Origin of the sequence: Streptomyces sp. NBC_01439, from assembly GCF_036227605.1 — a bacterium.
Classification (GTDB): Bacteria; Actinomycetota; Actinomycetes; order Streptomycetales; family Streptomycetaceae; genus Streptomyces.
In genome coordinates, this window is sequence record NZ_CP109487.1 from 242,404 (window position 1) to 265,216 (window position 22,813).

At 72.9% G+C, this 22,813-nt stretch carries 22 protein-coding genes and 1 pseudogene; 12 read left to right on the top strand and 11 right to left on the bottom strand.

Annotated features, from left to right (window positions below; genetic code table 11):
• Positions 1-100: 100 nt before the first annotated feature.
• Positions 101-1,003: a GNAT family N-acetyltransferase gene (locus tag OG207_RS01195; RefSeq protein ID WP_329094992.1), complete on the bottom strand. Its 903-nt coding sequence runs from the start codon at positions 1,001-1,003 to the stop codon at positions 101-103.
• Positions 1,004-1,221: 218 nt separating this feature from the next.
• On the bottom strand, positions 1,222-1,563 hold the full coding sequence (locus OG207_RS01200; RefSeq protein WP_329094994.1) for a hypothetical protein: 342 nt from the start codon (positions 1,561-1,563) through the stop codon (positions 1,222-1,224).
• Positions 1,564-1,903: 340 nt separating this feature from the next.
• Here OG207_RS01200 and OG207_RS01205 point away from each other — a divergent pair, with 340 nt between their 5' ends.
• The 3 genes from OG207_RS01205 to OG207_RS01215 all read left to right on the top strand — a co-directional run bounded on the left by OG207_RS01205 (position 1,904) and on the right by OG207_RS01215 (position 4,063).
• Entirely contained in the window at positions 1,904-2,584 is a 681-nt protein-coding gene (locus OG207_RS01205) for an alpha/beta fold hydrolase (RefSeq protein ID WP_329094997.1), read from the top strand.
• A 58-nt stretch (positions 2,585-2,642) separates the two neighbouring features.
• Positions 2,643-3,428, top strand: coding sequence for an alpha/beta fold hydrolase (locus OG207_RS01210; protein WP_329094998.1), 786 nt, complete (start codon positions 2,643-2,645; stop codon positions 3,426-3,428).
• Between the two features lie 65 nt (positions 3,429-3,493).
• Positions 3,494-4,063: a hypothetical protein gene (locus OG207_RS01215; RefSeq protein WP_329095000.1), complete on the top strand. Its 570-nt coding sequence runs from the start codon at positions 3,494-3,496 to the stop codon at positions 4,061-4,063.
• 18 nt (positions 4,064-4,081) lie between these two features.
• Here the strand turns inward: OG207_RS01215 and OG207_RS01220 are convergent, their stop codons facing one another.
• Positions 4,082-4,681, bottom strand: coding sequence for a TetR family transcriptional regulator (locus OG207_RS01220; RefSeq protein WP_329095002.1), 600 nt, complete (start codon positions 4,679-4,681; stop codon positions 4,082-4,084).
• A gap of 102 nt (positions 4,682-4,783) precedes the next feature.
• Here OG207_RS01220 and OG207_RS01225 point away from each other — a divergent pair, with 102 nt between their 5' ends.
• Positions 4,784-5,767, top strand: a complete 984-nt coding sequence (locus OG207_RS01225) for an aldo/keto reductase (RefSeq protein WP_329095004.1) — start codon at positions 4,784-4,786, stop codon at positions 5,765-5,767.
• Between the two features lie 24 nt (positions 5,768-5,791).
• On the opposite strand, the gene OG207_RS01230 is transcribed toward OG207_RS01225, so the two are convergent.
• The 5 genes and pseudogenes from OG207_RS01230 to OG207_RS01250 form a co-directional block, all read right to left on the bottom strand.
• Complete coding sequence (locus tag OG207_RS01230; protein WP_443072634.1) at positions 5,792-7,234, bottom strand: aminobutyraldehyde dehydrogenase; 1,443 nt, start codon at positions 7,232-7,234, stop codon at positions 5,792-5,794.
• Positions 7,203-8,519: pseudogene (locus tag OG207_RS01235) on the bottom strand (flavin monoamine oxidase family protein). The gene OG207_RS01230 and the pseudogene OG207_RS01235 overlap by 32 nt, the downstream one beginning before the upstream one ends.
• Before the next feature lie 27 nt (positions 8,520-8,546).
• Positions 8,547-9,701, bottom strand: a complete 1,155-nt coding sequence (locus OG207_RS01240) for an ABC transporter ATP-binding protein (protein WP_329095008.1) — start codon at positions 9,699-9,701, stop codon at positions 8,547-8,549.
• A 5-nt stretch (positions 9,702-9,706) separates the two neighbouring features.
• Positions 9,707-10,564, bottom strand: a complete 858-nt coding sequence (locus OG207_RS01245; protein ID WP_329095010.1) for an ABC transporter permease — start codon at positions 10,562-10,564, stop codon at positions 9,707-9,709.
• The gene (locus OG207_RS01250; RefSeq protein ID WP_329095012.1) at positions 10,561-11,142 is read right to left on the bottom strand and encodes an ABC transporter permease; all 582 of its coding nucleotides are present in this window, start codon (positions 11,140-11,142) and stop codon (positions 10,561-10,563) included. The genes OG207_RS01245 and OG207_RS01250 overlap by 4 nt, the downstream gene beginning before the upstream one ends.
• Before the next feature lie 49 nt (positions 11,143-11,191).
• On the opposite strand from OG207_RS01250, the gene OG207_RS01255 reads away from it, so the two are divergent.
• Positions 11,192-11,803: a TetR/AcrR family transcriptional regulator gene (locus OG207_RS01255; RefSeq protein WP_329095014.1), complete on the top strand. Its 612-nt coding sequence runs from the start codon at positions 11,192-11,194 to the stop codon at positions 11,801-11,803.
• 40 nt (positions 11,804-11,843) lie between these two features.
• Here the strand turns inward: OG207_RS01255 and OG207_RS01260 are convergent, their stop codons facing one another.
• The 3 genes from OG207_RS01260 to OG207_RS01270 all read right to left on the bottom strand — a co-directional run bounded on the left by OG207_RS01260 (position 11,844) and on the right by OG207_RS01270 (position 13,720).
• Complete coding sequence (locus tag OG207_RS01260) at positions 11,844-12,197, bottom strand: hypothetical protein (protein ID WP_329095016.1); 354 nt, start codon at positions 12,195-12,197, stop codon at positions 11,844-11,846.
• Positions 12,198-12,532: 335 nt separating this feature from the next.
• Positions 12,533-13,327 (bottom strand): N-acyl homoserine lactonase family protein, encoded by a 795-nt coding sequence (locus OG207_RS01265; protein WP_329095018.1) that lies wholly within the window; start codon positions 13,325-13,327, stop codon positions 12,533-12,535.
• 48 nt (positions 13,328-13,375) lie between these two features.
• Positions 13,376-13,720 carry a hypothetical protein gene (locus tag OG207_RS01270; RefSeq protein ID WP_329095019.1) on the bottom strand — a complete coding sequence of 115 codons (345 nt, stop codon included), beginning with the start codon at positions 13,718-13,720 and terminating at the stop codon, positions 13,376-13,378.
• Between the two features lie 216 nt (positions 13,721-13,936).
• Between OG207_RS01270 and OG207_RS01275 the strand changes: the two genes are divergently transcribed.
• The 7 genes from OG207_RS01275 (at position 13,937) to OG207_RS01305 (ending at position 21,844) form a co-directional block, all read left to right on the top strand.
• Positions 13,937-15,025 (top strand): DUF5954 family protein, encoded by a 1,089-nt coding sequence (locus OG207_RS01275; protein WP_329095022.1) that lies wholly within the window; start codon positions 13,937-13,939, stop codon positions 15,023-15,025.
• Between the two features lie 135 nt (positions 15,026-15,160).
• On the top strand, positions 15,161-15,592 hold the full coding sequence (locus OG207_RS01280; protein ID WP_329095023.1) for a VOC family protein: 432 nt from the start codon (positions 15,161-15,163) through the stop codon (positions 15,590-15,592).
• Between the two features lie 152 nt (positions 15,593-15,744).
• A complete protein-coding gene (locus OG207_RS01285) occupies positions 15,745-17,127 on the top strand; it encodes an LCP family protein (protein WP_329095025.1) in 1,383 nt (460 codons plus the stop codon).
• 157 nt (positions 17,128-17,284) lie between these two features.
• A complete protein-coding gene (locus OG207_RS01290; RefSeq protein WP_329095027.1) occupies positions 17,285-19,372 on the top strand; it encodes a SpoIIE family protein phosphatase in 2,088 nt (695 codons plus the stop codon).
• 116 nt (positions 19,373-19,488) lie between these two features.
• Positions 19,489-20,853: a cytochrome P450 gene (locus OG207_RS01295; protein ID WP_443072855.1), complete on the top strand. Its 1,365-nt coding sequence runs from the start codon at positions 19,489-19,491 to the stop codon at positions 20,851-20,853.
• Between the two features lie 105 nt (positions 20,854-20,958).
• A complete protein-coding gene (locus OG207_RS01300) occupies positions 20,959-21,168 on the top strand; it encodes a hypothetical protein (RefSeq protein ID WP_329095031.1) in 210 nt (69 codons plus the stop codon).
• Entirely contained in the window at positions 21,155-21,844 is a 690-nt protein-coding gene (locus OG207_RS01305) for a caspase, EACC1-associated type (RefSeq protein WP_329095033.1), read from the top strand. Before OG207_RS01300 ends, OG207_RS01305 begins: the two co-directional genes overlap by 14 nt.
• Positions 21,845-22,813: the final 969 nt, after the last annotated feature.

The following is a 22,813-nucleotide window of genomic DNA, read 5'->3' on the forward strand; positions in this document are numbered from 1 at the left end:
CATGGGCCACCTGGGTGAGGGGGCCCCGGACGTCCTCGCCCCGCAGCCAGAACTTCACGGCGCGGGGCGAGGGTCGGGGCCGCTTCTACCGGGACCGCTTCTACTTCGCGTACGGGGCGGCGGGGTGGAAGTTGATGCGCTCGCGGACCACGGGGAAGCCGGCCTTGGCGAAGTTCGCAGCCATGGGGAAGTTGCCCCGGTCCGTGGCTCCGGTCACGGCCTCGGCGCCGTGCTCCACCAGGAAGTGGGTGCACTCCGCGAGGAGGTCGTAGGCGTAGCCTCGGCCGCGGTGTTCCGGGAGGACGCCGATGAAGCCGATGGTCGGTCCGGAGGGGTTGTGTGCGGGAATGTGGATGCCGGCCAGGTCGCCGTCGGGTGTGCGGGCGACCTGCCACCACTCCCTCGGGGACGGGCACCAGTGGAAGAAGTCGAGCTCCTCCTGCGCGGCCTGGTCGAGGCCGCCCTCCGCTATGGCCTTCAGCGCGTGGGCGTCCAGGGTGGCCGCATGGATGCGGCGCAGTGCGTCGAAGAAGACCGCGTCGTCGGGTTCGGCGCCGAAGACGAGGCGGCCGGGCCGTTCGGGGAGTCCGCGCTCCGGGGTCCAGCGGTAGAGGAAGCGTTCCACCAGGAGTTCGTAGCCGGCCGCCCGGGCGGCGGCGAAGCGCGTCTGGGCGGCGGCGGTCAGGTCGGGGTGGTCGCGCCAGTCGCCGGGGAGGTTGATTTCGAGCTCGACCTGCCAGGGTGCGGAGCGCAGGAGTTCGGCCCCCGCCTCCACCTCGCCCTCGGCGACGTCGAACCAGTTGACGTTGACGGGTGCCTCGTCGTCGGTGCCGCCCCACCAGGCGCCGCGGGCGACGACCGTGCCGTCGCGCAGGGCCACCCGCTTCCAGTCGGGGCGGTGCGTGGTGCGCTCGTGGGCGGCACGGGCGTTCAGCGGATCGGGGTGTGCGTCGAACAGCTGGGCGTCGCTCTCGTCGAGCGCGCGGATGACCAGATCGGTCATGGATTCCTCCGGGACGTGTACTGCGTGGTGCACTCCCGGCCTCGGATCAGACGAACCACATCGGGGTAACGAGGAGGGAGCGCTGGATGGTTGTGAACTGCACGGCACTCGCCTCCTTCCGTTCGTCTCGCGCGACGTGGTCCGGAGTCGGACGATACTTGATCACCGGCAGGCCGTCCACGCACATTTAGGGCTCCTGGGGCTTGTGACTCGTCTCGTCAGAGGTCGATGCGGTGCTCGGCAGCGGATGGGTCATCGGCGGAGCCGTAGCGCAGGACAACGTGCGCCGGCCGGAACGGCAGGTCGTTCAGGATGGGTGCCATGACAGCGAAGAGTGCGTCGGCGTCCGGTCCGTCGGCGTAGAGGACCACCTCACCGCCTCCGTACTCGTTTCCGTCGAACTCGCCGACGTCAGCTTGCTCGATCACGTCGGTCAGCAGGGACTGGGCCTGGCGGACGACCTCCCGTTGGCTTGGCTCGCCAAGGCCAGCGTCGGCCAGTCGATAGCGAGCGATGACGGCATGCTCGACGTCGGTTTCTGCTTCGTCTGTTTCGGCCATGCGGGAAACGATCTCATCCCGGACCGACACCGGCTCTCCGGAACACGGTCCTGGGTGATCGTGGGCTTGGCAGGCTTGTCGGTCGGGTTCTTGCGGCGCTTGTTCGGGCGGTAGCCGCGGTACGCGGTGACCGGTGGCGTGTGGAGGGACGAGGACCGGTGCGGGTTGTGCATCCGCTTCGGGCAGCCCGCACACGTCGAGTCCCTCACCTGTGCGCCTGCAGTCCGGTTCGCGGCGAAGGGTCCGCCGCCGCCCCGACCGCGCCCCGGCGGGCCTACGCGCAACAGCCGCACACCGTGTGAAGATCACTTAATCGATGCCGGAGTTGAGGAGGGGGCGCATGGCCGCTGTGGTACTCGTCCACGGCCTGTATCACCGTCCTGAGCACTTTGCCGAAGTGGCGGAGCAGGTGAGGGCTTCCGGAACCGAGGTCGTGGTTCCCGAGCTCCACCGGGGTTCGTTGCTCGCCGATACCGCCGCGGTCCAGGCCGCCGTCGACGCGCTGCGGGAGCCTGCGATCCTGCTCGGCCACTCCTACGGCGGTTCGGTGATCACCGGGGTGAGCGGAGCAGGGCACTTGGTGTACCTGGCGGCCTTCGTGCCGGATGCCGGTGAGAGCGCGGCCGGTCTGGGTGGGGCGTCCTCGCGGCTCAAGGCGGCGATCCGCCCCGGGCCCGGTGGCTCGACCAGTCTGTGCCCCGATCTGGCTACCGCCGCCCTCTACGACGACTGTCCCGAACCGTTCGCCGCCCGCGCGGTCGACCTCCTGCGGGCCCAAGCACCCGGCTGTGGGCGAGGAGTTCCGGAGCGCCAGAGTTGGAAGGACACCCCCTCCACCTACGTGGTCTGCGCCCGGGACCGGGCCGTCGACCCGGGCCTACAGCGGAGGATGGCCTCGCGCTGCACCGACGTGCGCGAGTGGCAGACCGGCCACTCGCCCTTCGTGGGACGGCCCCGGCTCGTCGTCGGACTCCTGCGGGAACTGCTCGCATCCGACTTCTGGCGCAATGCGCACACATGAGACCGCGGTGCCGTGAATTCGGATGGCCTGCGGGGCGTTGACCTGCGACCATCTGCGCATGCTCATCCTTGCCGACGATCTCGGCCACCTCTCCTACAGCGTCACCGGCGACGGTCCGCCCGTGGTGCTCGTACACGCCGGCGTCGCGGACCACACCATGTGGGACGCGGTCGTACCCGCCCTCGCGGAGCAGAACACCGTCATCCGGTACGACCTGCGCGGCTTCGGCGAGTCCGCGCCCCCGACCGGGCCGTTCGCCGAGACCGACGACCTGTGCCGGCTCCTGGACCACCTCGGTCACGAGAGCGTCCGGCTCGTCGGCGCGTCCTGGGGCGGCCGGGTGGCCGTGAACTTCGCCCTCGCCCACCCCGGCCGGGTCCAGTCCCTGACGCTGCTCTCCCCGCCGTGGCCCGGCTACGACTGGTCGGCGGACATGGTGGCTTACGACGAGGCCGAGACGGCGGCCCTGGCTTCGGGCGACCTGGACGGCGCGGTCGGCGTGAACCTGGACATGTGGCTGCGCGGGCCCGGCCGCGGCTGGGAGGACGTCGCTCCGGGGCTGGCCGAACGGCTCCGTACCCCCGTACGGACGTCGCTGGTGAACCAGGAGGCGGTCGGGGAACACTCCCGGGGTGGCCCGGCGGGCGACATCACGACGATCGCCGTTCCCACACTGGTCGGGATCGGTCTGCTCGACGTCGCCGACTTCCAGGACATCGCCCGCCGGTACGCCGCCGAGATCCCCGGCGCCGCTCTGGTCGAGTTCCCCGCTGCGGCCCACCTCATCGCACTCGACGCCCCCACCGAACTCGTCGCGGCGCTGCGGCCGTTCCTCGCCCGCTGACGCGGGGACGCGGACGGGTCGAAACCCAAGTGCCGTCGGGCCCCGGGGCGGTGCAGGATCTACCCATGGACAACGTGCACAACATGGACGACAAGGTCGTGGCACGGCTCGCGGAGGCACTGTCGTCAGGTGCTCTGGTCCGCGTCCACCGGTCGGCGATCCGGGGCGCGGACCGGCTCGACGGTTTCGTCGTGGGCACGAGCGCGGCGTGGACGCTGATGGCCCTGTGCAGTGACGTCCAGCTCGACGGTTGGGCGGCGGTACGCACCGCGGACGTCACCAAGGTCGGGTGGCGGGGCGGCATGGACTGCCTCACCGTCCGGGCACTGCGGCGCCGTGGGCGCTGGCCGGCCCGGGCGCCCGAGCCGGAACTCGCCCTAAACGGACTGGCGGACCTGGCGGAGGGCGCCTCCCGGGCCTTCGGGCTGGTCTCCCTGCACGTCGAGCGGGACGCGCCGGATTCCTGCTGGATCGGCGAGGTGGCCGCCGTACGGCCGAAGTCGTTGCGGCTGCGGGAGATCGACACCGAGGCGCGGTGGCACCCTCGGCTGTCGAAGTTCCCGTTCGAGGACGTCACCCGGGTGGGCTTCGGCGGGCGGTACGAGCGGACGCTGCTGGAGTTCGCCCGGCCGTAGCGCTGACCGTGGACGCCCTCAGTGGCCCTCCGGCCGGCGTGCGGGTGCGGGTGCGGTGATCCGGCGGACGGATTCCACCACCGCCGCACGGTGCTCGGCGCGCCGTTCGGCGGCCCAGCCGGTGCCCGCCGCATCCGCCGCCGGACCGCCCACGGCGCCGAACCAGGCCTGTGACAGGCCCATGACCAGTGTCAGCACGTCCGCCGCGGGCACCGCGGCATCGATGCGGCCCGCTTCCTGCGCCCGCCGAACCGCCTCGATCTTGCCGTCGTAGGAAGCGGACTCCGCGTCCGTGGATCCCGGGCGCTCCAGTTGCTTCCACAGCACGAGGCGCATCAGCGCCGGCCGCTCGACGAGGTGGTCGAAGACCGCCCCCGCGTAGCCGGGCAGGTCCTCCACGTCGAAGGGCACGGACTCCGATCCCGTCGCGAGGGCCCGCTGGAGCACGGCGTCGAAGAGCTGCTCCTTGTTGCCGTAATAGACGTAGATGAGCCGCTTGTTCGCCTGCGCCGCCTCGGCGATGCGGTCGACGCGCGCACCCGCGATGCCGTACGTCGCGAACTCGGTGAAGGCGGCGTCGAGCAGGCGCGCCTTCGTCGCGTTGGAATCCCGTGCCATGGGCTGCAGCCTAGCAAGTAACTATCTGGTTATTGACAAGCGAGGTCACTGCGTCGCAGACTCGAACTATCCAGTTAGTTACTTTCTTGTGAGGAGCACACCATGGAGATCCGCGCACTGGGCGGCCAGGGACTGGAGGTCGGCGCCGAGGGCCTCGGTCTGATGGGCATGAGCGCCCACTACGGCGCCACCGACGAGACCGAGTCCCTCGCCACCATCGACCGCGCCCTGGAGCTGGGCGTCACCCTCCTCGACACCGCCGAGGGCTACGGCCCCTTCCGCAACGAGCAGCTGCTCGGCAAGGCCCTGGCCGGGCGCCGCGAGGCCGCCGTCGTGGCCACGAAGACCGGGATCGAGTTCAGCGACGGGGGCGCGTTCCTCGGCCACAACGGGAGCCCCGAGTACATCCGCCGCTCGGCCGACCGCTCCCTGCGCCACCTGGGCACCGACCACATCGACCTCTACTACCTGCACCGCGTCGACCCGAACGTGCCCATCGAGGAGAGCGTGGGAGCCCTGGCCGAGCTGGTCGAGGCCGGCAAGGTCCGCCACATCGGGCTGTGCGAGGTCTCCCCCGCCACGATCACCCGCGCCCACGCGGTACACCCGCTGGCCGCCGTACAGACCGAGTACAGCCTCTTCGAGCGCGGCATCGAACACGACGGCGTACGGGACACCCTCCGCGAGCTCGGCATCGGGCTCGTCGCCTACTCCCCGCTCGGACGCGGATTCCTCTCCGGTGCCATCAGCAGCCCGGACGACTTCGCCGCGGACGACTTCCGGCGCACCGACCCGCGGTTCCAGGGAGAGAACTTCCACCGCAACCTGGCCGTCGTCGACCAGGTCCGCCGGCTCGCCGCCGAGAAGGGCGTCACCCCCTCGCAGCTCGCCCTGGCCTGGACCCTCCACCAGGGTGCCGTCCCCATCCCGGGCACCAAGCGGCGCCGCTACCTGGAGGAGAACATCGCCGCCACCGCCGTGACGATCACCCCGGCGGAGCTGGCCGCCCTCGACGCCGTGGCGCCGCACGGAGTGGCCTCGGGCGAGCGCTACGCACCCGAGCTGATGACCTCCTTGAACGGCTGACCCTGTGGAGGACCCCTGGCCAGCTCACAGCATGACGTGCTTGACCTGCGTGTAGTCCAGGAGGCCCGCCATCGAGAGGTCACTGCCGTAGCCCGAGTGCCTGACCCCGCCGTGGGGCATTTCGGAGACGGTGGTGCCGTGGGTGTTCACCCAGACGATGCCGGTGTGCAGGGCCCGGGTCGCGCGCATGGCGCGGTCGTGGTCCCTCGTCCACACGCTGGCGGCGAGGCCGTGGCGGACGTCGTTGGCCAGGTGCAGGGCCTCCGCCTCGTCCGCGAAGGGCTGGACGGTCACGACGGGGCCGAAGATCTCCTCCTGCACGATCTCGTCGTCCTGGCGCACGCCGGCGACGACGGTGGGTTCGTGGAAGAAGCCCGGCCGTGGGAGGCGGGCGCCGCCGGTGACGAGCTCGGCGCGCCGCGGCAGTCGCTCGAGCAGGGACCGTACCGAAGCCAGCTGGGCCGCGTTGTTCAGCGGGCCGAAGTCCGCGTCCGGCTCGTCCGGGGCGCCGGTGCGCAGTTTGGCCGTCTCCGCCGCGAAGGACGCGAGGAACGCGTCGTGCACCCGGTGGTGGACCAGTAGCCGGGTGGGCGCGGTGCAGTCCTGGCCCGCGTTGTAGTAGGCGACCGCGGCGAGGGCGGCGGCGGTCGCCACGACGTCCACGTCGTCGTGGACGAGCACCGGGGCGTTGCCGCCGAGCTCCAGGTGGACCCGTTTGAGGTCGGCGGCCGCGGCGGCGGCGATCTGTCGGCCGGCGCGCACGCTGCCGGTGACCGCGATGAGGGCGACGTCGGGGTGGGCGGTGAGCGCACGGCCCGTGTCGCGGTCGCCGCAGACCACGTTGAGCACGCCCGGCGGCAGGTGCTCGGCCGCGACGCGGGCCAGCAGCGCGGACGAGGCGGGAGTGGTGTCGGCGGGCTTGAGCACGGTCGTGTTGCCCGCGGCGACGGCCGGGGCGATCTTCCACACCGCCATCATCAGCGGGTAGTTCCACGGGGTGATCTGGGCGCAGACCCCGACCGGTTCGCGCCGCAGTACGGAGGTGCGGCCCTCGGCGTACTCGGCGGCCGCGAGACCCGGCAGGTTGCGCGCGGCTCCGGCGAAGAAGCGCAGGGTGTCGACGATCGCGGGCAGTTCCTCGGCCTCGAACTGCCGGGGCGGCTTGCCGGTGTCGCCGGTCTCGGCGGCCGTGAAGGCCTCGGCGTGCTCCTCGATCGCGTCGGCGATGCCGAGCAGGGCGCGCTGACGCACGGCCGGTGTGGTCCGGGACCAGTGCGGGTACGCGGCTGCGGCTGCCGCGCAGGCGGCGTCCGTGTCGGCCCTGCCGGAACGCGGGGCGTGGCCGTGCACCCGGCCGGTGGCGGGGTCGACGAGCTCCATCGTCTCTCCCGAGGCGGCGGGCCGGTCCACGCCCGCCAGGTGGTTGAGCACGGGGTCAGCCACGGCGCAGCGCCTCTCCGGCGGCATCGCGTCCGGTGCGTACGGCGCCTTCCATGTAGCCGGCCACCCACTGGTCGGACCCGCAGACGTAGAAGGGGGGTTCGTGGGTGCCGTGGCGGGGGCCGACGGCCATGACGTCGCCGGGCGTCCACTGGGTGACGTACCCCTGCGTCCACGGGTCGGTGCCCCACGTCCGGACGTAGGTGGCGAGCGGCCGGTGGGCCTCGTCGCCGTAGAGGCGGGCGATGTCGGCGAGGAGTTCGCGAGTGCGCAGCGCGGCGGGTGTGCCGAGCAGGACGCCGAGCCGCTCGGGCGGTACCAGGGCGGACAGGATGCCGTCGCTCTGCGGCCAGGTGCTGCCGAGGACCCCTTCGGATTCGGAGAGGCCGCTCCGGCCGAGTTCGCGCCAGAACGGCCGGTCGTACGCGGCGACGAACTTCGCGGCGAGGGACTAACGTTGGCGGTGTAGGGAGGCGAGGCGCTCGTCGCTCACGCCGGTGACGGCGACCTCGCGCAGCGGGCCGACGGGCAGGGCACTGACGACGGCGCCGGCGATGAGGGTCTCGCCGCCGTCCAGCCGTACGGAGCAGTGGCCGGGCCGGCGGACCGTCACGGCCCGGACGGGCGCGCCGGTGCGGATGCGTCCGCCGAGGTCGGCGGCCATGCGCAGGGCCACCGTTGCGGAGCCCTCGGCGACCCGGAGGCCTTCCCATGCTTCGTAGTCGTAGGCGCCGGGGCCGGGGACCGCGGCGTGCTTGCGCAGGGCGGCGAGGAGGGAGGTGCGCTCGTACGAGCCGTCGGCGAGGGCGAGTTGGCCTATCTCCCAGAGGCGGACGACGGCCGGGGTGGCTCCCTGGGCGCGCAGCCAGTCGCCGACGGACGTCCGGTCGAGGGCCGCCGCGTCGGGGTGGGACCAGGGGTCGGCCGGGTCGACGGCCCGGGCGAGTGCGCGGAAGGCGGCGGTGACCTTCTGGTGGCAGGCGTCGTCGCCGGGGCCGAACCAGTGGGGCGGATCGCCCGCGCAGACCCCTTCGGGGGTGGCGCGGGTGAGGGCGCCGGGCTCGGCGACGTAGCTGGGGACCAGGGTGAGGCCGAGTTCCGCGGCGAGGTCCAGGTAGGCGGTGTGGGCGCGGCCGACGACCTCTCCGCCGAGTTGGACCAACCGGCCGTCGGGGAGTCGGGTCTGTTCGACGCGTCCGCCGACCCGGTCCCGGGCCTCGACGACGAGGACGTCTGCTCCGCCGGCGGCGAGGTCGCGCGCCGCGGCGAGGCCGGCCAGGCCGGCGCCGAGCACGATGACGTCGTGGTTCATGGGGGTGTTCCTTAGGTCGGGGCGGCTTCAGTCCAGGACGAGGCAGTGTTCGGGCTTCCAGCCGATCTCGACGCGCTCGCCGCCGCTCCAGCGGTCCTCCCTGCGGGACCGGACGGTGTTCTGCTCCAGTACGGACACCGTGACGCCGGGGGCCAGTTCGATCAGGTACGTGGTGGTCGGACCGCAGTAGACGGTCTCGCGGACGACCCCGGTGGCGCGGGCCATGTCCGGCTCCAGGTCGGACAGCCAGATCTTCTCGGGGCGGATCGACAGGTTCACCCTGCTGCCTTCGGGGACGGACGGCCGCTGGCCCACGGGCAGTTCGGGGCCTTCGTCGAGGACGACCCGGCCGCAGCGGTAGCTGCCGGGCACGAGGTTGGAGGTGCCCATGAAGGAGGCGGTGAAGCTGCTCGTGGGGCGCTCGTACACGTCCTCGGGCGTTCCGCACTGCTCGACGCGACCCTCGTTCATGACGGCGAGGCGGTCCGACATGGTCAGGGCCTCGTCCTGGTCGTGGGTGACGAAGACGAAGGTGATGCCGACCTCGCGCTGGATCTGCTTGAGCTCGACCTGCATGTGGCGGCGCAGTTTGAGGTCGAGGGCGGCCAGCGGCTCGTCGAGGAGCAGGACCTGGGGCCGGTTGACGAGGGCGCGGGCGAGGGCGACGCGTTGTTTCTGGCCGCCGGAGAGGGTGGCCGGTTTGCGGTTCGCGAGGTGCCCGAGCTGGACGAGGTCGAGCATGCCCGAGACCCGCTCGCGGATCTCGGCGCGGCCGACGCCCTTGCGCTTCAGGCCGAAGGCCACGTTGTCGGCGAGCGAGAGGTGGTCGAAGAGGGCGTAGCTCTGGAAGACGGTGTTGACGTTGCGCTTGTTGGGCGGCAGGTCGGTGACGTCCTGGCCGTCGAGGAGGACGCCGCCCGCGGTGGGGGCGGAGAAGCCGCCGATCATCCGTAGGAGGGTGGTCTTGCCGCAGCCGGAGGGGCCGAGGAGGGAGAAGAACTCGCCCGGTGCGATGTCGAGTTCGACGTCGCGCACGGCGTGGACGCCGCCCGCGGCGGGGTACTGCTTGCTGACGCGGTCGAGGCGGACGGCGGGGGTCGGACGGATGGGGGTCGGGGTCAGCAGGGGGGTCGACGTCGGGGTGGTGGTCGTGGGGGTCGGTTGCTCGGGTGTCGCGGGCATGATTGTCACTTCCTGGAGAGCAGGTCGAGGCCGCCCCTGCGCCCGAACAGGCGCGGGATGGCGAGGGCGAGGACGATGAGGCCGATGGAGCCGGCCAGCATCAGGGTGCCGACGGCGTTGATGGTGGGTTGCACGCCGAACCTGATCGCCGAGTAGATGCGCACGGACAGCGGTTGCGGGTCGACGCCGGTGGTGAAGTAGGCGAGGATGCTGGGCAGCAGCGCGGGCAGGGTCACCAGGCGCAGTGCCTGCCCGCGGGTGGCACCGAGGTCCATGGCGGCCTCTTCGACCTCCGGGTTGAGGGCGGCGATGCGGGAGCGGAGGATGACGGTCACGTAGGAGACGGAGAAGGTGATCTCGGCGAGCATCACGGTGGTGGTGGAGAGCGTGATGCCGAGGCCCTTGAAGAGGAGCATCGCCGCGACGCCCGTGACGATCTCCGGGGTGATCAGCGGGACGAGCATGATCAGGCCGGCGAACGAGCCGAGGCGGCTGCGGCTGCGTACGAGGCCCAGGGCCAGGGCCACCCCGAGGACGAGCGAGCCGGCCATGGCGACCAGGGACACCCGCAGGCTCATGCCGAGCGAGTCGAGGAGCACCTCGTCGTGGAGGATGGCCGTGTACCAACGGAAGCTGACGCCGTCGAAGACGGTGAGGGACTTCTGGGAGTTGAAGGAGAACAGGACCACGACGCCGACGGGAAGGTAGAGGAGCGCGAAGAAGAGGGCGGTGACGGCGACCGCGAAGCGGGGGCGGCGCTCGGCTGTGCCCCGGCGGCGGCGCTGCGGGGTGCGGGTGTCGGTGCCCGGGCCCGGGCCCGGGCTGGTGCTGGTGCTGGTGCTGGTACTGCTACGGGTGCTCATCGGGCGGCCTCCGCCTCGTCCTTGCGGGTGCGTCGCAGGTAGCCGAGCTTCCCGAGGAACATGACGGCCATCAGCAGCATGGTGAGGGCCGAGCCCAGCGGCCAGTTCTGGCCCTGGAAGAACTTGTCCTGGATCAGGTTGCCGATCATGATCTGGTCGGGGCCTCCCATGAGCTGGGCGCTGACGAAGTCGCCCATGGCGGGCAGGAAGACGAGGACGCAGCCGGCGGCCGCTCCCTGCCGGGTGGCGGGGACGGTGACGAAGAAGAAGGTGCGCAGGGGGCCTCCGTAGAGGTCGCGGCCGGCCTCTATGAGGGAGGTGTCCATGCGTTCCATCGCCGCGTACAGCGGGATGATCATGAAGACGACGAAGCCGTAGACGAGCCCGGCGATCACTCCCGCACCGGTCTGGAGGATCTTGGTGTCGTCGTCGGCGAGACCGGTCGCGCGCAGGGCTTTCAGCAGCGGGCCGTCGTCGGAGAGGACCACGGACCAGCCGTACATCCGGACCAGGTAGTTGGCGAAGAACGGGACGACGATCGCGGCGATCAGCAGGTTCTGGTGTGGTGGCCACGGCAACCGGGCCCACCCGCCCGGTCCACGGGCGCCGACACGGGGAGCAGCCAACGTGACCAAGGCCGAGCGCGCACTCGAGACGCGTGAGCGAATCCTCACGGCCGCGTGCGAAGTCATCGCCGACATCGGCTTCGAGAACGTCAGCATGCGCAAGGTCGCCGAGCACGGCGGTATGTCGAAGGCCCTGCTGCACTACCACTTCGACACGCGGGAGAAGCTCTTCGCCGAGGCGATGACGCACTCCTTCGCCCAGACCGGTACGGACACCGAGGGAGTTCCCGACTCGGTGCCCTCCTCGGTCGTCCTGGCCCGCATCCTGCGGAGCATGCTGCCGACCGACGCGGAACTGCGCCAGGACTGGAAGCTCTGGCAGGAGTTGTGGGTACGGGCCCAACGCGACGCGGCGGCCCGACATTTGGCCGTCGACCTGTACGACCAACTGCACGCGTGGGTCGGCGGAGCCGTGGAACGGGGCATCCGCTCGGGGGAGTTCGCCGACTGCGACGTCAGCGCGCTCGGCACCCTGGTGCTGGCCCTGTGCGACGGCCTCGGCATCCGCCTGATGCTCGACGACCCCCGGGTGGACCTCGCGACGGCCCGGTCGACTATCTGGCGGGCCATCGCGCCCACGCTGGGCATCGCCCCGGAGTTCCCGGACGTGTGACCGGTCCGGTCGATCCGGTCGGTCCGGTCGGACGTCCGGGTCAGCCCGGACCGTGCACGGTCTGGACGCGGCCGGTCGGGTCGACGGTGAGGGCGACGCGCTCCGTCTTGTTCCCCAGGGCGAGCACGATCCACACGACGCCCCAGAGCAGGCAGGTGAAGATAGTCAGGATCGCGTGCAGGAGGTGGTTGACGTTGCCGCCGCGCACCAGCACCGCCTGGGTCGGGGAGCGCGATTCGACGCGCCATCCGAGGGCGACGTACTGGTTCACCGTCCAGTCGAGGACCGCGGTGCGCCGTGCGTCGTCGAGCGGCTCGCCCGGGGGCGCGTTGAACAGCTCCGGGGGCGGGTCCGGAAGCGGCCCCCAGCCCTTCGGTTCGTCGGACTTGGCCATGTGTTCTGCCTCCCCACGCGTCGGGGCCGCCGGAGGGCGGCACCGGGGCGGGACGGTTTCGGTGCGGTCCCGCACATCCCAGGGTGCGCCGGACGGGCGGGTCCAGCATTCCGAGCCGGCCGGACCGGGCCGCTCATCGGATGTGCGTTCGAGTTCGAGCCCGGCCCTCCGGGCATTGTCAGTGGCGGGTCCTACAGTCGGAGCATTCCCATCCAAGGGTTGAGGCGGGCTGCCTCGCTGCACGATCCCGCCCCACCGGACCCCCTCGGGGGACAGCGCCCGGTGGGGTGGCGCGCGGCCCTGCCGGGGGGCTCGCAGGCGGTCCTGCCGGGGGGTCAGTCCCAGAACTCGCCGTCGTGCGGCAGGGCGGCGAAGTGCTCCGGGTCGTGGGAGAGGAAGACCCGGATGCCGGACCGGGACAGGGCGCGCAGCCGCCCGTAGGTCAGCATCTTCTCCTGGGTGTTCCAGTCGCTGAGCATCGGCACGTCGTGCTCCAGCCCCTGCTGGAGGTGGGCCGCGTCGCCCATGAGCGCGATCCGCCCGTGGTGGTCGAGGTCGAGGATGACCCCCTGGTGGCCGGGGGTGTGCCCGGTGGTGCGCACGAGGGTGAGCGTGCCGTCCCGGAACAGGTCGGTGTCACCGCTCAGTTCGAGGAAGTCGTAGTTCCGGCCGCCCGCATAGTCCTCGAAGGCGTAGCCCCGGGCCGTCCAGCGGTCCGGCCACCACGCGTGGCGCAGCTCGTCGTGCTGGGCCACGTGCACGGCGTGCGGGAAGTAGGTCATCCCTCCGGCGTGGTCGAGGTGCAGGTGGGAGTAGAGGACGTACCTGACGTCGGCGAGCCGGTAGCCGAGCCGCTCCAGCTGCGCGTCGACGGCGTGTGCCCGAGTGAACCCCTCGGCGCCGTACGCCGCCCGCAGGCCCGGGCCCCAGTGGGCCTCGGCGGCCTCCGGATCCGCGACGCAGTGGTTGACGCCCGTGTCGAAGAGGATCGGTCCGTGGGTGGCGTGCTCGATGACGGCGACCGTCGAGGGCACGGTGACCGTGCCGCTCGCCCCGTACAGGAGGTCGCTCTTCGGCAGGGTGAAGGGGCCCGCGTCCAGTGTGGTCACGCGCAGTCTCGGGGTCACCACGGGGACCTCCCTCCCCACTCGCCGGCGGGCGGAATCCCCCCGTCCAGGCTAGCTCCGGTACGGCGGGACCACGCGTCGGAGGGCCTGCGCGAGGGCGTGCGGCGAGTCCGCCGAGACGTACACGGTCGCCGCCTCCACGGGCCCGGCCGGGCCGAGGTCGAGGAGTACGGGCGGGTCCAGGTGTACGGCCACGTTCAGTGCGCTCTCCACCGAGCAGGCCACCGCGCCCGGTTCGCCGGGCACGGGCCTCGGGCCGCGGCCGGGAACGGTGCGCACCACCGGGGAGGTGGAGCGGACCGCCGGGCGCGGCAGGACCACGTCGCCGAGGAAGCCGGTCCGCAGGACTACCCGCTCCTCGTCGACCTCGTGCGGGTGCCGGACCAGTGCCGCCACCAGGCCCAGGCCGTCATGGCCGCCCCCTGCCCCTCGTCTCCGCGTCTTTCCCCTCCCCCAGGCTCGCGCGCGTACCGCGGGACGAACAGTGACGAATGTCAGGGGTGTGCCGGGAACGTGCCGGGGGTGCGCGGACGGTACCGCGCGCGGGGCCCTCGGGGTCGGGGAATCGGCGAATCAGGGGCGGCGCCCCGCACCGGCCGGCAGGATGGGGCCATGGACCGTGGGGACATGGGGCCGCGCGGGTCGCGGCCGGTGGTGGTGCGGGTACCGGTGGAACCGGTGGAAGCCGCAATGGAAGCCGACGCGCTCGACGCCGCGGCGCGGGCGGGTGACGTGGTGGTGCGCGGCCCGCTGTTCGGCGTGGCGGCGCAGTCCGCCGAGGACGGGCCGCGGTGGCGGGTGGTGCTCGAAGTGACGGCCGGTTGCCCGCAGCAGGCGCGCGACGGGCTGAACTCCCGGCTGTGGTTCCAGGCGAAGGACGATGCGCAGGACAGGGCGGAGCGGCGCGAGCTGCTGGCGGCGGTCGCCCGGCTGGAGAGCGAGCGCGTCGACGAACTCCTCGTGGCCGGGACCCGGTACCGGGTGGTGCGGGCCGAGGAGTACGCGGCTTCGGGCCCGGGCGGCATCGAGGCGCCGCGCCCGACGGATCCGGAGCCCCTCGTCCCCGACTGGGAACGGACCGTCCGGGAGCCCGAGATCGATGACGGTCTGGTCGTGGATCCGGACGCACCGGTCACCCCGACCCAGGCGTTCGAGCAGCTGGCGCTGCGCGGCCTGTGCTACACGGGCGGGCGGTTCCCCGAGGAGGTGCGCGCCGACTCTCGGCGGGCCCTGGACACCCACCCGGACGTTCTGCTGATGCCGCCGACCTTCAGCGTCGTGGAGCGGACCACGGACGGCTGGCGGCCGGTCAGCGGCCCGCACGCGACTCCGCACGCCGCCCGCAAGTCGCTGGACTTCGCCCTGACCTGGATGTGGCCGCGGATGCGCGGTCACATCCCCGAGGACGCCGACCCGCGCACGGACGCCCGTACGGGGACGGCCGCGGGCGGCGGGGAGAGCGCCGACCTGCGGGCCGCGAAGCTGGCGGCGTACGCCGGGGCCGCCGACACGCTCCGGGCCGGACGCGTCAACCGGCTGGAGTTCCAGGGCACCCTGTACCAGATCGTCCGTACCCGCCGCCTGCTGCGCTGGGGGCCCGACGGGCCGGAGGGCCCCCGGCCGTCCGACGTCAACAGCCAGGACCCCGCGCGCATCCACCTCACGCTCGACGAAGACGGCCGCGTCCTCCCCGACGACTGACCCGCGACGACCGCTCCGCCCCTCCCGCAGAAGTCGGCGCCCGCCGGGCGTTTCGACGTGCGCCACCGCACCTCCATGGGAAACGGTGGACCCGCCCCGCCGTGCGACCCTCCGATCCCCCGAAGGAGACACCCCGTGAACTGGACGCTCGAAGTCGTCCCCGTCCCTGTCACCGACATGGACCGCGCCAAGAGCTTCTACGCCGACCAGGTCGGCTTCGGCGTCGACCTCGACGACGAGGTCTCCCCCGGCGTGCGCATCATCCAGCTGACCCCGCCCGGTTCCCGGTGCTCCATCGCCATGCTCCAGGGGATGCCCGGGGCACCCGGCGGCCAGGTCATGGCGCCCGGCACCCTGCACGGCCTCCAGCTGTGCGTCACGGACATCGAGGCGGCCCGCGAGGAGCTGGTGGCCCGGGGCGTGGACGTGTCGCCCGTCCGGAACCTCGGCGCATCGGGCTGGCAGGAGGGCAAGGGCGGCACCTGGAACTCCTTCCTGACCTTCGCCGACCCCGACGGCAACAGCTGGATCGTCCAAGAGGCCCCGTCGGAGCTGTCCGAGCGCTGACCGGACCGGCGCCGGCTCCGCCGCTGCGGCGGGCAGATGTACCAAGCCCGCCCCCTGCGGGGAGGAATCCCGGCGCGTACGGCCCGGCCGCTCGCACAGGGGACCAGTACATTCCCCATTTCAGCCGGTTCGTTCTATTTTGGGGATGTGCCTTGCGTCGTACCGCTGTCGCTCTGACCCTGCTCACCGCACTCTGCTGCGGTTCCTTCGTGGGCCTCCAGGCCGTCTCGGCCGCGAGTGCGTCGGCAGGCGGAGGTGGCGGTGGCGGCCGGGGCACCAACATCCTGGTCGTCGGCATCGACAGCCGCGCCGGACTTTCCTCGGCCGAGAAGCGGCGGCTCCACGTGGGCGGCAAGGGCTGCAACTGCACCGACGTGATGATGCTCGTCCACCTGTCGCAGAACCGGCGGCGCGCGAGCATCGTCTCCATCCCGCGCGACTCCTACGTCGAGTACGCGGCCACCAGCACCACGGCCGTCGCCCCGGCCCGCAGCGGCAAGATCAACGGTGCGTTCGCGCTCGGCGGGGGCCCGCTCACCGTGGCCACCGTCGAGAAGGCCACCGGTCTGCACGTCGACCACTACTTGGAGACCGGCTTCACGGGCTTCGAGCAGACGGTCGACAACCTCGGCGGCGCCACCGTGTGCACGGACAAGCCGCTCAAGGACGAGAACTCGGGGCTCGACATCGGCGCCGGCCGCCACCTCGCCGACGGGAACCGGGCGCTGCGCTACGTCCGGGCCCGGCACGTCAACCTCCGGCCCGGCGACCTCGGCCGGGTCCGCCGCCAGCAGCGCGTGGTCAACGACCTGCTGGCCCGGCTCACCGCGGAGGGCGCCCTGGCCGGCCCGATCAGCACGGCGCGGACCGTGCGCACCCTGCTGAAGACCGTACGCACCGACGCCCGGACGGGCCTGGACGACCTGGTGCGCATCGGTTGGGCCCTCGGTCGCCTCAGGTCGGACCGGACGGAGTTCGCGACCGTACCCATCCGGCTGTTCGACCACCGCGTCCCCGGTGTGGGTTCCACCCTGGTGTGGGACGAGGCCCGTTCCGCCGCGCTCTGGGCCGCGCTCGGTGCGGACCGCCCGATCACCGGCGACACGCGGATCCAGCCCGTCGCGGAGAATCCGGCCCCCACCGATCCGGCCCGGATCGCCGTCCGGGTGGACGACGCCGAGGTCGCCGCCGCCCTGCGCGGCAACGGGTTCGTCGTCACCGACACCTCGGCGACCGCACCGCCCGAGCGCCCGGCGGGCCCGCCGCTCATCCGGTACGCCACCGGCCAGGAGGACAACGCGGCTACCGTGGCGGCCGCGCTGCCCGGCGCCCGTCTGCAGAGCGACGGTGACCTCGACGCGGTCGTCGAGGTCACCGTCGGCGCACGGCCCGTCCGGGTCAAGAGCGTCACCTTCGACCGCAACGTGGCCGACGGCGCCCCCGTGACCGCCGGTAGCCTCCGCTGCGCCGAAGCCCCGGCGTCGGCCGGGGCGGCCGGGCCGGGGAGCGCCGTGGAGCCATCCGGGCGACGATGAGAGATGTGGACCACGCACAGTCGCATGCCGCACCAGGTGAGTGGCCACAGGGGCGGACCGTGGCGCGGCCGCGGCGCCGGGCCGACAGTGGTGCACGCCGCCCCGGAGGGGCCGCCGCGGCGCGAGGCCGGGGCCGCCCCGGAGGAGCGGGTGCAGGATGCATGAGGAGATGCCGCTCGACGATCTGGTCAGCAGCGCCGCCCAGGACGCCGGAGGATGGCTGGGTGCCCTGCCGGTCGCACTCGTGGCCACCAGCAACGACGGGATGATCGTGCGCTGGAACCACGGCGCCCAGCAGCTCCTCGGCTACGCCCCGCCCGAGGTGCTGGGGCGGCACATCTCCGATCTCCTGCATCCGGGAGCCGATCGCAGCCTGGGCCGGTCCCTGTGGGAGACGGCCGCCACCGGGCGCGGGGTGATGGGTACGGTCACCGCCTGGCACCGCCAGGGTCATCCGTTGGAGCTGGAGATCTGGGCCTGCCCCGTTCCGGACCGCCGCCACGGCGCCTCGGCCGTGCTGGTCTTCGCCGCGGACGCCCACGCGGCCCGCCGGATCCGAGGTTCGTCGGCCGTCTGGGACGGGCTGTTCGCCCGTTCTCCGGTCGGGATCGGGGTCCTCGACACGCAGCTGCGGTTCCTCCAGGTCAACCCGGCCCTCGAAGCGATGAACGGGCTCGCGGAGTCCGCCCATGTGGGGCGGCGGCTGGCCGAGTTGCTGCCGGAGGTGAACGCCGACGAGATGGAGGGGGCGATGCGCCAGGTCCTGGACACGGGTGAGCCGGTCCTCGACCGGCGCCGAATCGGCCGGACCCCCGCCGACCCGGACCACGACCACGTGTGGTCGTGCTCGTACGTGCGCGTGGAGGATCCCGGCGGCCGGCCGATCGGCGTCATCGCCTCGCTCCTCGACATCACCATGCAGCAGCGGGACCACACCGAGGCGGAGGCGGGCCGCCGCCGCCTCGCCCTGCTCAGCGAGGCGAGCTCCCGCATCGGCGCCAGCCTCGACCTGGAGCGCACGGCGCAGGAGCTCGCCGACCTCGCCGTCCCGCACCTCGCGAGCGCCGTCACGGTCGACGTCCTGGATTCCCTCGCCCGCGGCATCGAGCCCGGCACGGGACTGGCCGGGGGCGTCGCCCTGCGCCGGCTGGGCAAGGCGCCGCTGACCGGTTCCGGCGTCACGCAGACCTTGGCGCCCCTGGGGCGGACCCTCATCTTCCCCTCGAACGCCCCCTACACCCAAGCCCTCGCGGCCCGTCAGCCGTTCCTGATCGCCCAGCTCGACGACCGGGCCGTCGCCCCCGCGGCCCGACACACCCCCAAGCCGGCCCAGCTCCTCGAGCTGGGCGTGCACTCGTTCATGATGACCCCGCTCATCGCCCGCGACATGGTCCTCGGCGTCGCCACCTTCTACCGCACCGGACACACCGGCCCCTTCGGGTCCGACGACGTCACCCTCGCCAGTGAGCTGTCGGCCCGCGCGGCCATCAGCATCGACAACGCGCGGCTCTACCACCACGAGCACGAGACCGCGGTGGTCCTGCAGCGGAGCATGCTCCCCCAGCACGTCACCCCGCCGCCCGGCATCGAGATCGCCCACCGCTACCTGCCGGCCAGCGACGTCAACGAGGTGGGCGGTGACTGGTACGACGTCCTGCCCCTCAGCGGGGGCCGGGCCGCGCTCCTCATCGGCGACGTCATGGGCCACGGCATCGCTGCCGCCGCCGTGATGGGACGGCTCTCCGCGACCGTCCGCGCCCTCGGCCGCCTCGACATGCCTCCCACGGCCCTGCTGCACCAGCTCGAAGCCGCCCTCGCCGACCTGTCCGACCCGATGCTCGCGACCTTCCTCTACGTGGTCTGCGACCCAGCCACCGGCCACTGCACGGTCACCCGCGCCGGCCACCCGCCCCCGGCCGTGGTCCAGCCCGACGGAACCGTCTACCTCGTCAAGACCCCGCCGGGCGTCCCGCTGGGCGTCGGCGGCATCTCCTTCACCACCACCGACATCGCCCTTCCTCCCGGCAGCACCCTGGTCCTCTTCACCGACGGCCTCATCGAGGCGCGCCGCCGTGACATCGACGAACGCCTGGCCGAACTCACCGGCCTGCTCGCCGCACCCCAGCAGTCCCTCGACCACCTGTGCGACTCCCTCATCGCCCATCTGGTGCCCGCCTCGGCCGACGACGACATCGCCCTCCTCGCGGCCCGCATCGGCGGGCCCGCCCCCCAGCCACTCGGGTGATTCGGGCCATCGGCCCTCCGCCGCTGTCACCGCACACGCCCGTCCCCGTACAGTCCGTGATGCCGACGCACCCTCGGGCGCCGTCCCGACAGCCGGACAGGAGAAGAGCCGTGGCCATCGACGCCAGTAGTGGACCGCCCCTCGCGCAGCGGTCCGGAACCGGGCGACCGCTCCCCGAGGCCGACGCGGGCTGTGTGGAGCGGTGGCGCACCCACACGGGTGAACTGGTCGACCTGCTGGGGCTGGTGCGGGAACGGCTCGGCGGAGTCGCCGCGTTCCGTCTCGGGCCGCAGCCCACCGTCCTGGTCACCGGGCCCGAGGCCGTGCAGCACGTCCTCGCGCTGCACCCCGACCAGTACGTCAAGCGCTCCCACCGGGCCCGCCTGCTCATCGGCGACGGGGTGCTCGCCGCGACCGGCGAGGCTTGGAAGCGCCAACGGAAACTGCTGCAGTCGCAGTTCACCGGGAAGGGGATGCGCCGCTACGAGGAGCGGATCGACGGGGCGGCCCGGACCACGGCCGGCCGGTGGGCCGACCACGCGCGCACCGGGCGGACCTTCGACCTCGGCGAGGAAATGCGTCGCTTCGCCCTGGACACGATCTGGCGGGCGCTCACCGGGCACCCGCTCGACGACACCACGGCGCACGAACTGACGTCAGTGGCCACCGTGGTGGCCGCGCTGCCGAGCCTGCCGGCCGACCGGGTGGACGCCCGGGACGCCGTCGCCGACGACCTGGCCAGGATCGACGAGGTGGCCCGGCGAGCGGTGGCCGCGGCCCGGAACGGCGCCCCGGGGCCCGACGGGCCGGGGCTGCTCCAGGTGCTGGTCGACGCATCGGCCGAGCGCCCCGAGTACACCGACCGGCTGGTGCGCGACGAGCTCGTCACCCTGCTGGTGGCCGGCCACGAAACCACCGCTACCACGCTGACCTGGCTGTACCTGCTCCTCGACCGCCATCCCGCGGCCCGCGGGTGGGCCCTCGCAGCCGGCCTCGAGGGCTCGGCGGAGCGGCGCGAGGCGATCCAGGCACTGGTCAGCGAGACCCTCCGGCTCTACCCGTCCGCGTGGATCCTGCCCCGGCACGCCGCCGAGGACGACGTCCTGGCGGGCTACCGCGTCGAGGCGGGCACGGACCTGCTGGTCTGCCCCTACCTCACCCACCGGGATCCCGAACTGTGGCCGGATCCCGAGCACTTCGACCCCCGGCGCTTCACCGTTCCCGGCGCCCGTCCCTCCCGGCCCGGCGCCTACCTGCCGTTCGGCATCGGCCCCCGTGCCTGCCTCGGCCAGCAGTTCGCCCTGCGGGAGTCGGTCGCCCTGCTCGAACTCCTGCTGCCCGCCCACGCGCCGGTCTTCCGGTCCGTCCCCACGGGAGCGGCGTACAGCATCACCGTCCGCCCCGACGGCCCGACTCCTGTCACCCTCGGCGACGGTGGGACCGGACCGCGCATTGACCAAGATCCGCACCGAGTAGGGTGAGGGCGGCCCGTGCCGTTGTCGGCACGGGCAGTTTGGACGTGCCGGGGAGCGGGGGAACCAGGGGATCAATCTCGCGGTCTCGTCCGGTTCTCCGCCACCGCGCTGGTGTACGCGCACCGGACGTTCCGCGCCTCGCTGCCGCCCCGGCTGCGCTCGGACGCGCGGCTGGTGGTCGAGTACGACGGTGTCCGTGTCGTCATCGAGGACGGTACGGCGCAGGACGCGGCCCGCGTCGCCCGCGCCCTGGCGGGCGGACAGGCCGACCCGGTTCCCTCGCCCGACGCGCCGCAGGAATCCCCCGGTGCCGGTTCCTGACCCGACCGCCAGCCGGGCCGTACTGATCGGGGTCGACGGCTACGCCCACCCGGACCTGGAGCCGCTGCCCGCGGCCGCCGCGGGGGCACGACGCTTCGCCGAGCTGCTGCGGGACCCGTCGGTCTGGGGCCTGCCCGCCGCGCACGTGACGCTGCTGGGGACGGACGCCTCCGTCTCCCGGATACTGGGCGCGGTGCGGGACGCCGCCCTGGAGGCCACGGAGACGCTCCTCGTCTACTTCGCCGGCCACGGGCTGCGCGACCGCGACAAGAAGCTGTACTTGGCACTGGCCGAGGCGGATGCGGACCACCCGCAGATCGGGACGCTGCAGTACCGGACGTTGCGCGACGTGGTGCGGCAGGCCGGGTACCGGGCACGGCACCGGGTGACGGTGTTGGACTGCTGTTACAGGGGCCTGGCGGGGGCGACGTCCGGCGCAGGATGTCCCGGCGCGGCAGCACCGAACCACAGCAGTTCGCCCAGAACGCCGTCGCCACCCGGATCCGTCTGCGCAACCGGGCGGCCGGACCGGCCACCGCGGTGCCGCTGCCCTTCGAGAACGGGCCGCTGGCCGTCGTCGACGCCGAGGGCGGCACGGTACGTGCCCACTGCGCCGGCGGCCGCGTGCTGCACTCCCCGGCAACGACGCTCGACGAGCTCCTGGAATGGACGCTGACCCGGGCGGGGCTCGGCGCGCCTCGGCTGCACCGCCACGGCAGGGAGGCCGATCCGCTGCTCGCCCTCACCCGGGCCGGCGCCGAACGGTTCGGGCTCCCGCGCAGTTCCGGCGGCGGCTCCCGGGAGGCCCTTCCGGAGGGCCACGGGGTCCTGGCCCGGCTTCGGCGGGCGGGCTGGCAGCCGACCCGGACCGGCTTCGGCCCCTGGGCCCGGCTGTACCGCCCCGCCGAGCGCGACATCACCCCGCACGGCCCTCCGGGGACCACGGGGCTGTCCATGATGACCGCGCTGCGCTCACCGAACCGTTCGGTGAGGGACAAACGGACCGGGGCGTGGGTGTCCGCTCCCAACCCCGCGGCCCTCACGGATGCGGTGGACTGCGCGCCGTGCGAGGCCCCGGACGGGCACCCCGTGCTCGCGGGTCTGTACCCGCCCTTCCACCGGCGCACCCCTGCCCAGGTGCTGATGGAGGAGGCGCGCTCCTGGTCGCGTCCGCCGACCGACGCCGAGCCCCGCGCGTCCCACGTGGTCGGCATCGGGGTGAACCTGGCACCGGCTGCGGCGGCGAGTCGGCTCAGCCTCGGGCTCGACGCCCCCGTGAACGTCGAACGGCCGGACTTCGACAAGTCACTTCCCGGCAGTTGGCTCGTGGACCTGTCCCGCACCGCACTCGGCGGGCGCCTGCCCTCCCCGTTCACACCGCACGGGCGGCCCCCGACGGGCCCGGCCTGGTACACCACCCCGACCCTCGCCTACGCGGTGGAACTGGGCCTCGCGGTCCGCCCCCTGGCGGCGTACGTCCGTACCAGGAGCGCCCCTTACCTCGACGCCTGGTACGAGCGGCTCCGGGACGCCTACGTCTCCACCGTGGCCGACCTCGACACGGGCCCCGGCCTCACCGAAAAGGAGTTCCTGGACGCCACGGCCAGCCGGCACCGGACCGATCCGGGGGCGGCGGCCGTGCTCG

Excerpts from the sequence above, each read along its gene's own strand:
- OG207_RS01195 (WP_329094992.1), bottom strand. The coding sequence starts at position 1,003 with ATGACCGATCTGGTCATCCGCGCGCTCGACGAGAGCGACGCCCAGCTG.
- OG207_RS01200 (WP_329094994.1), bottom strand. The coding sequence starts at position 1,563 with ATGGCCGAAACAGACGAAGCAGAAACCGACGTCGAGCATGCCGTCATC.
- OG207_RS01205 (WP_329094997.1), top strand. The coding sequence starts at position 1,904 with ATGGCCGCTGTGGTACTCGTCCACGGCCTGTATCACCGTCCTGAGCAC.
- OG207_RS01210 (WP_329094998.1), top strand. The coding sequence starts at position 2,643 with ATGCTCATCCTTGCCGACGATCTCGGCCACCTCTCCTACAGCGTCACC.
- OG207_RS01215 (WP_329095000.1), top strand. The coding sequence starts at position 3,494 with ATGGACAACGTGCACAACATGGACGACAAGGTCGTGGCACGGCTCGCG.
- OG207_RS01220 (WP_329095002.1), bottom strand. The coding sequence starts at position 4,681 with ATGGCACGGGATTCCAACGCGACGAAGGCGCGCCTGCTCGACGCCGCC.
- OG207_RS01225 (WP_329095004.1), top strand. The coding sequence starts at position 4,784 with ATGGAGATCCGCGCACTGGGCGGCCAGGGACTGGAGGTCGGCGCCGAG.
- OG207_RS01230 (WP_443072634.1), bottom strand. The coding sequence starts at position 7,234 with ATGCCGCCGGAGAGGCGCTGCGCCGTGGCTGACCCCGTGCTCAACCAC.
- OG207_RS01240 (WP_329095008.1), bottom strand. The coding sequence starts at position 9,701 with ATGCCCGCGACACCCGAGCAACCGACCCCCACGACCACCACCCCGACG.
- OG207_RS01245 (WP_329095010.1), bottom strand. The coding sequence starts at position 10,564 with ATGAGCACCCGTAGCAGTACCAGCACCAGCACCAGCACCAGCCCGGGC.
- OG207_RS01260 (WP_329095016.1), bottom strand. The coding sequence starts at position 12,197 with ATGGCCAAGTCCGACGAACCGAAGGGCTGGGGGCCGCTTCCGGACCCG.
- OG207_RS01275 (WP_329095022.1), top strand. The coding sequence starts at position 13,937 with ATGGACCGTGGGGACATGGGGCCGCGCGGGTCGCGGCCGGTGGTGGTG.
- OG207_RS01290 (WP_329095027.1), top strand. The coding sequence starts at position 17,285 with ATGCATGAGGAGATGCCGCTCGACGATCTGGTCAGCAGCGCCGCCCAG.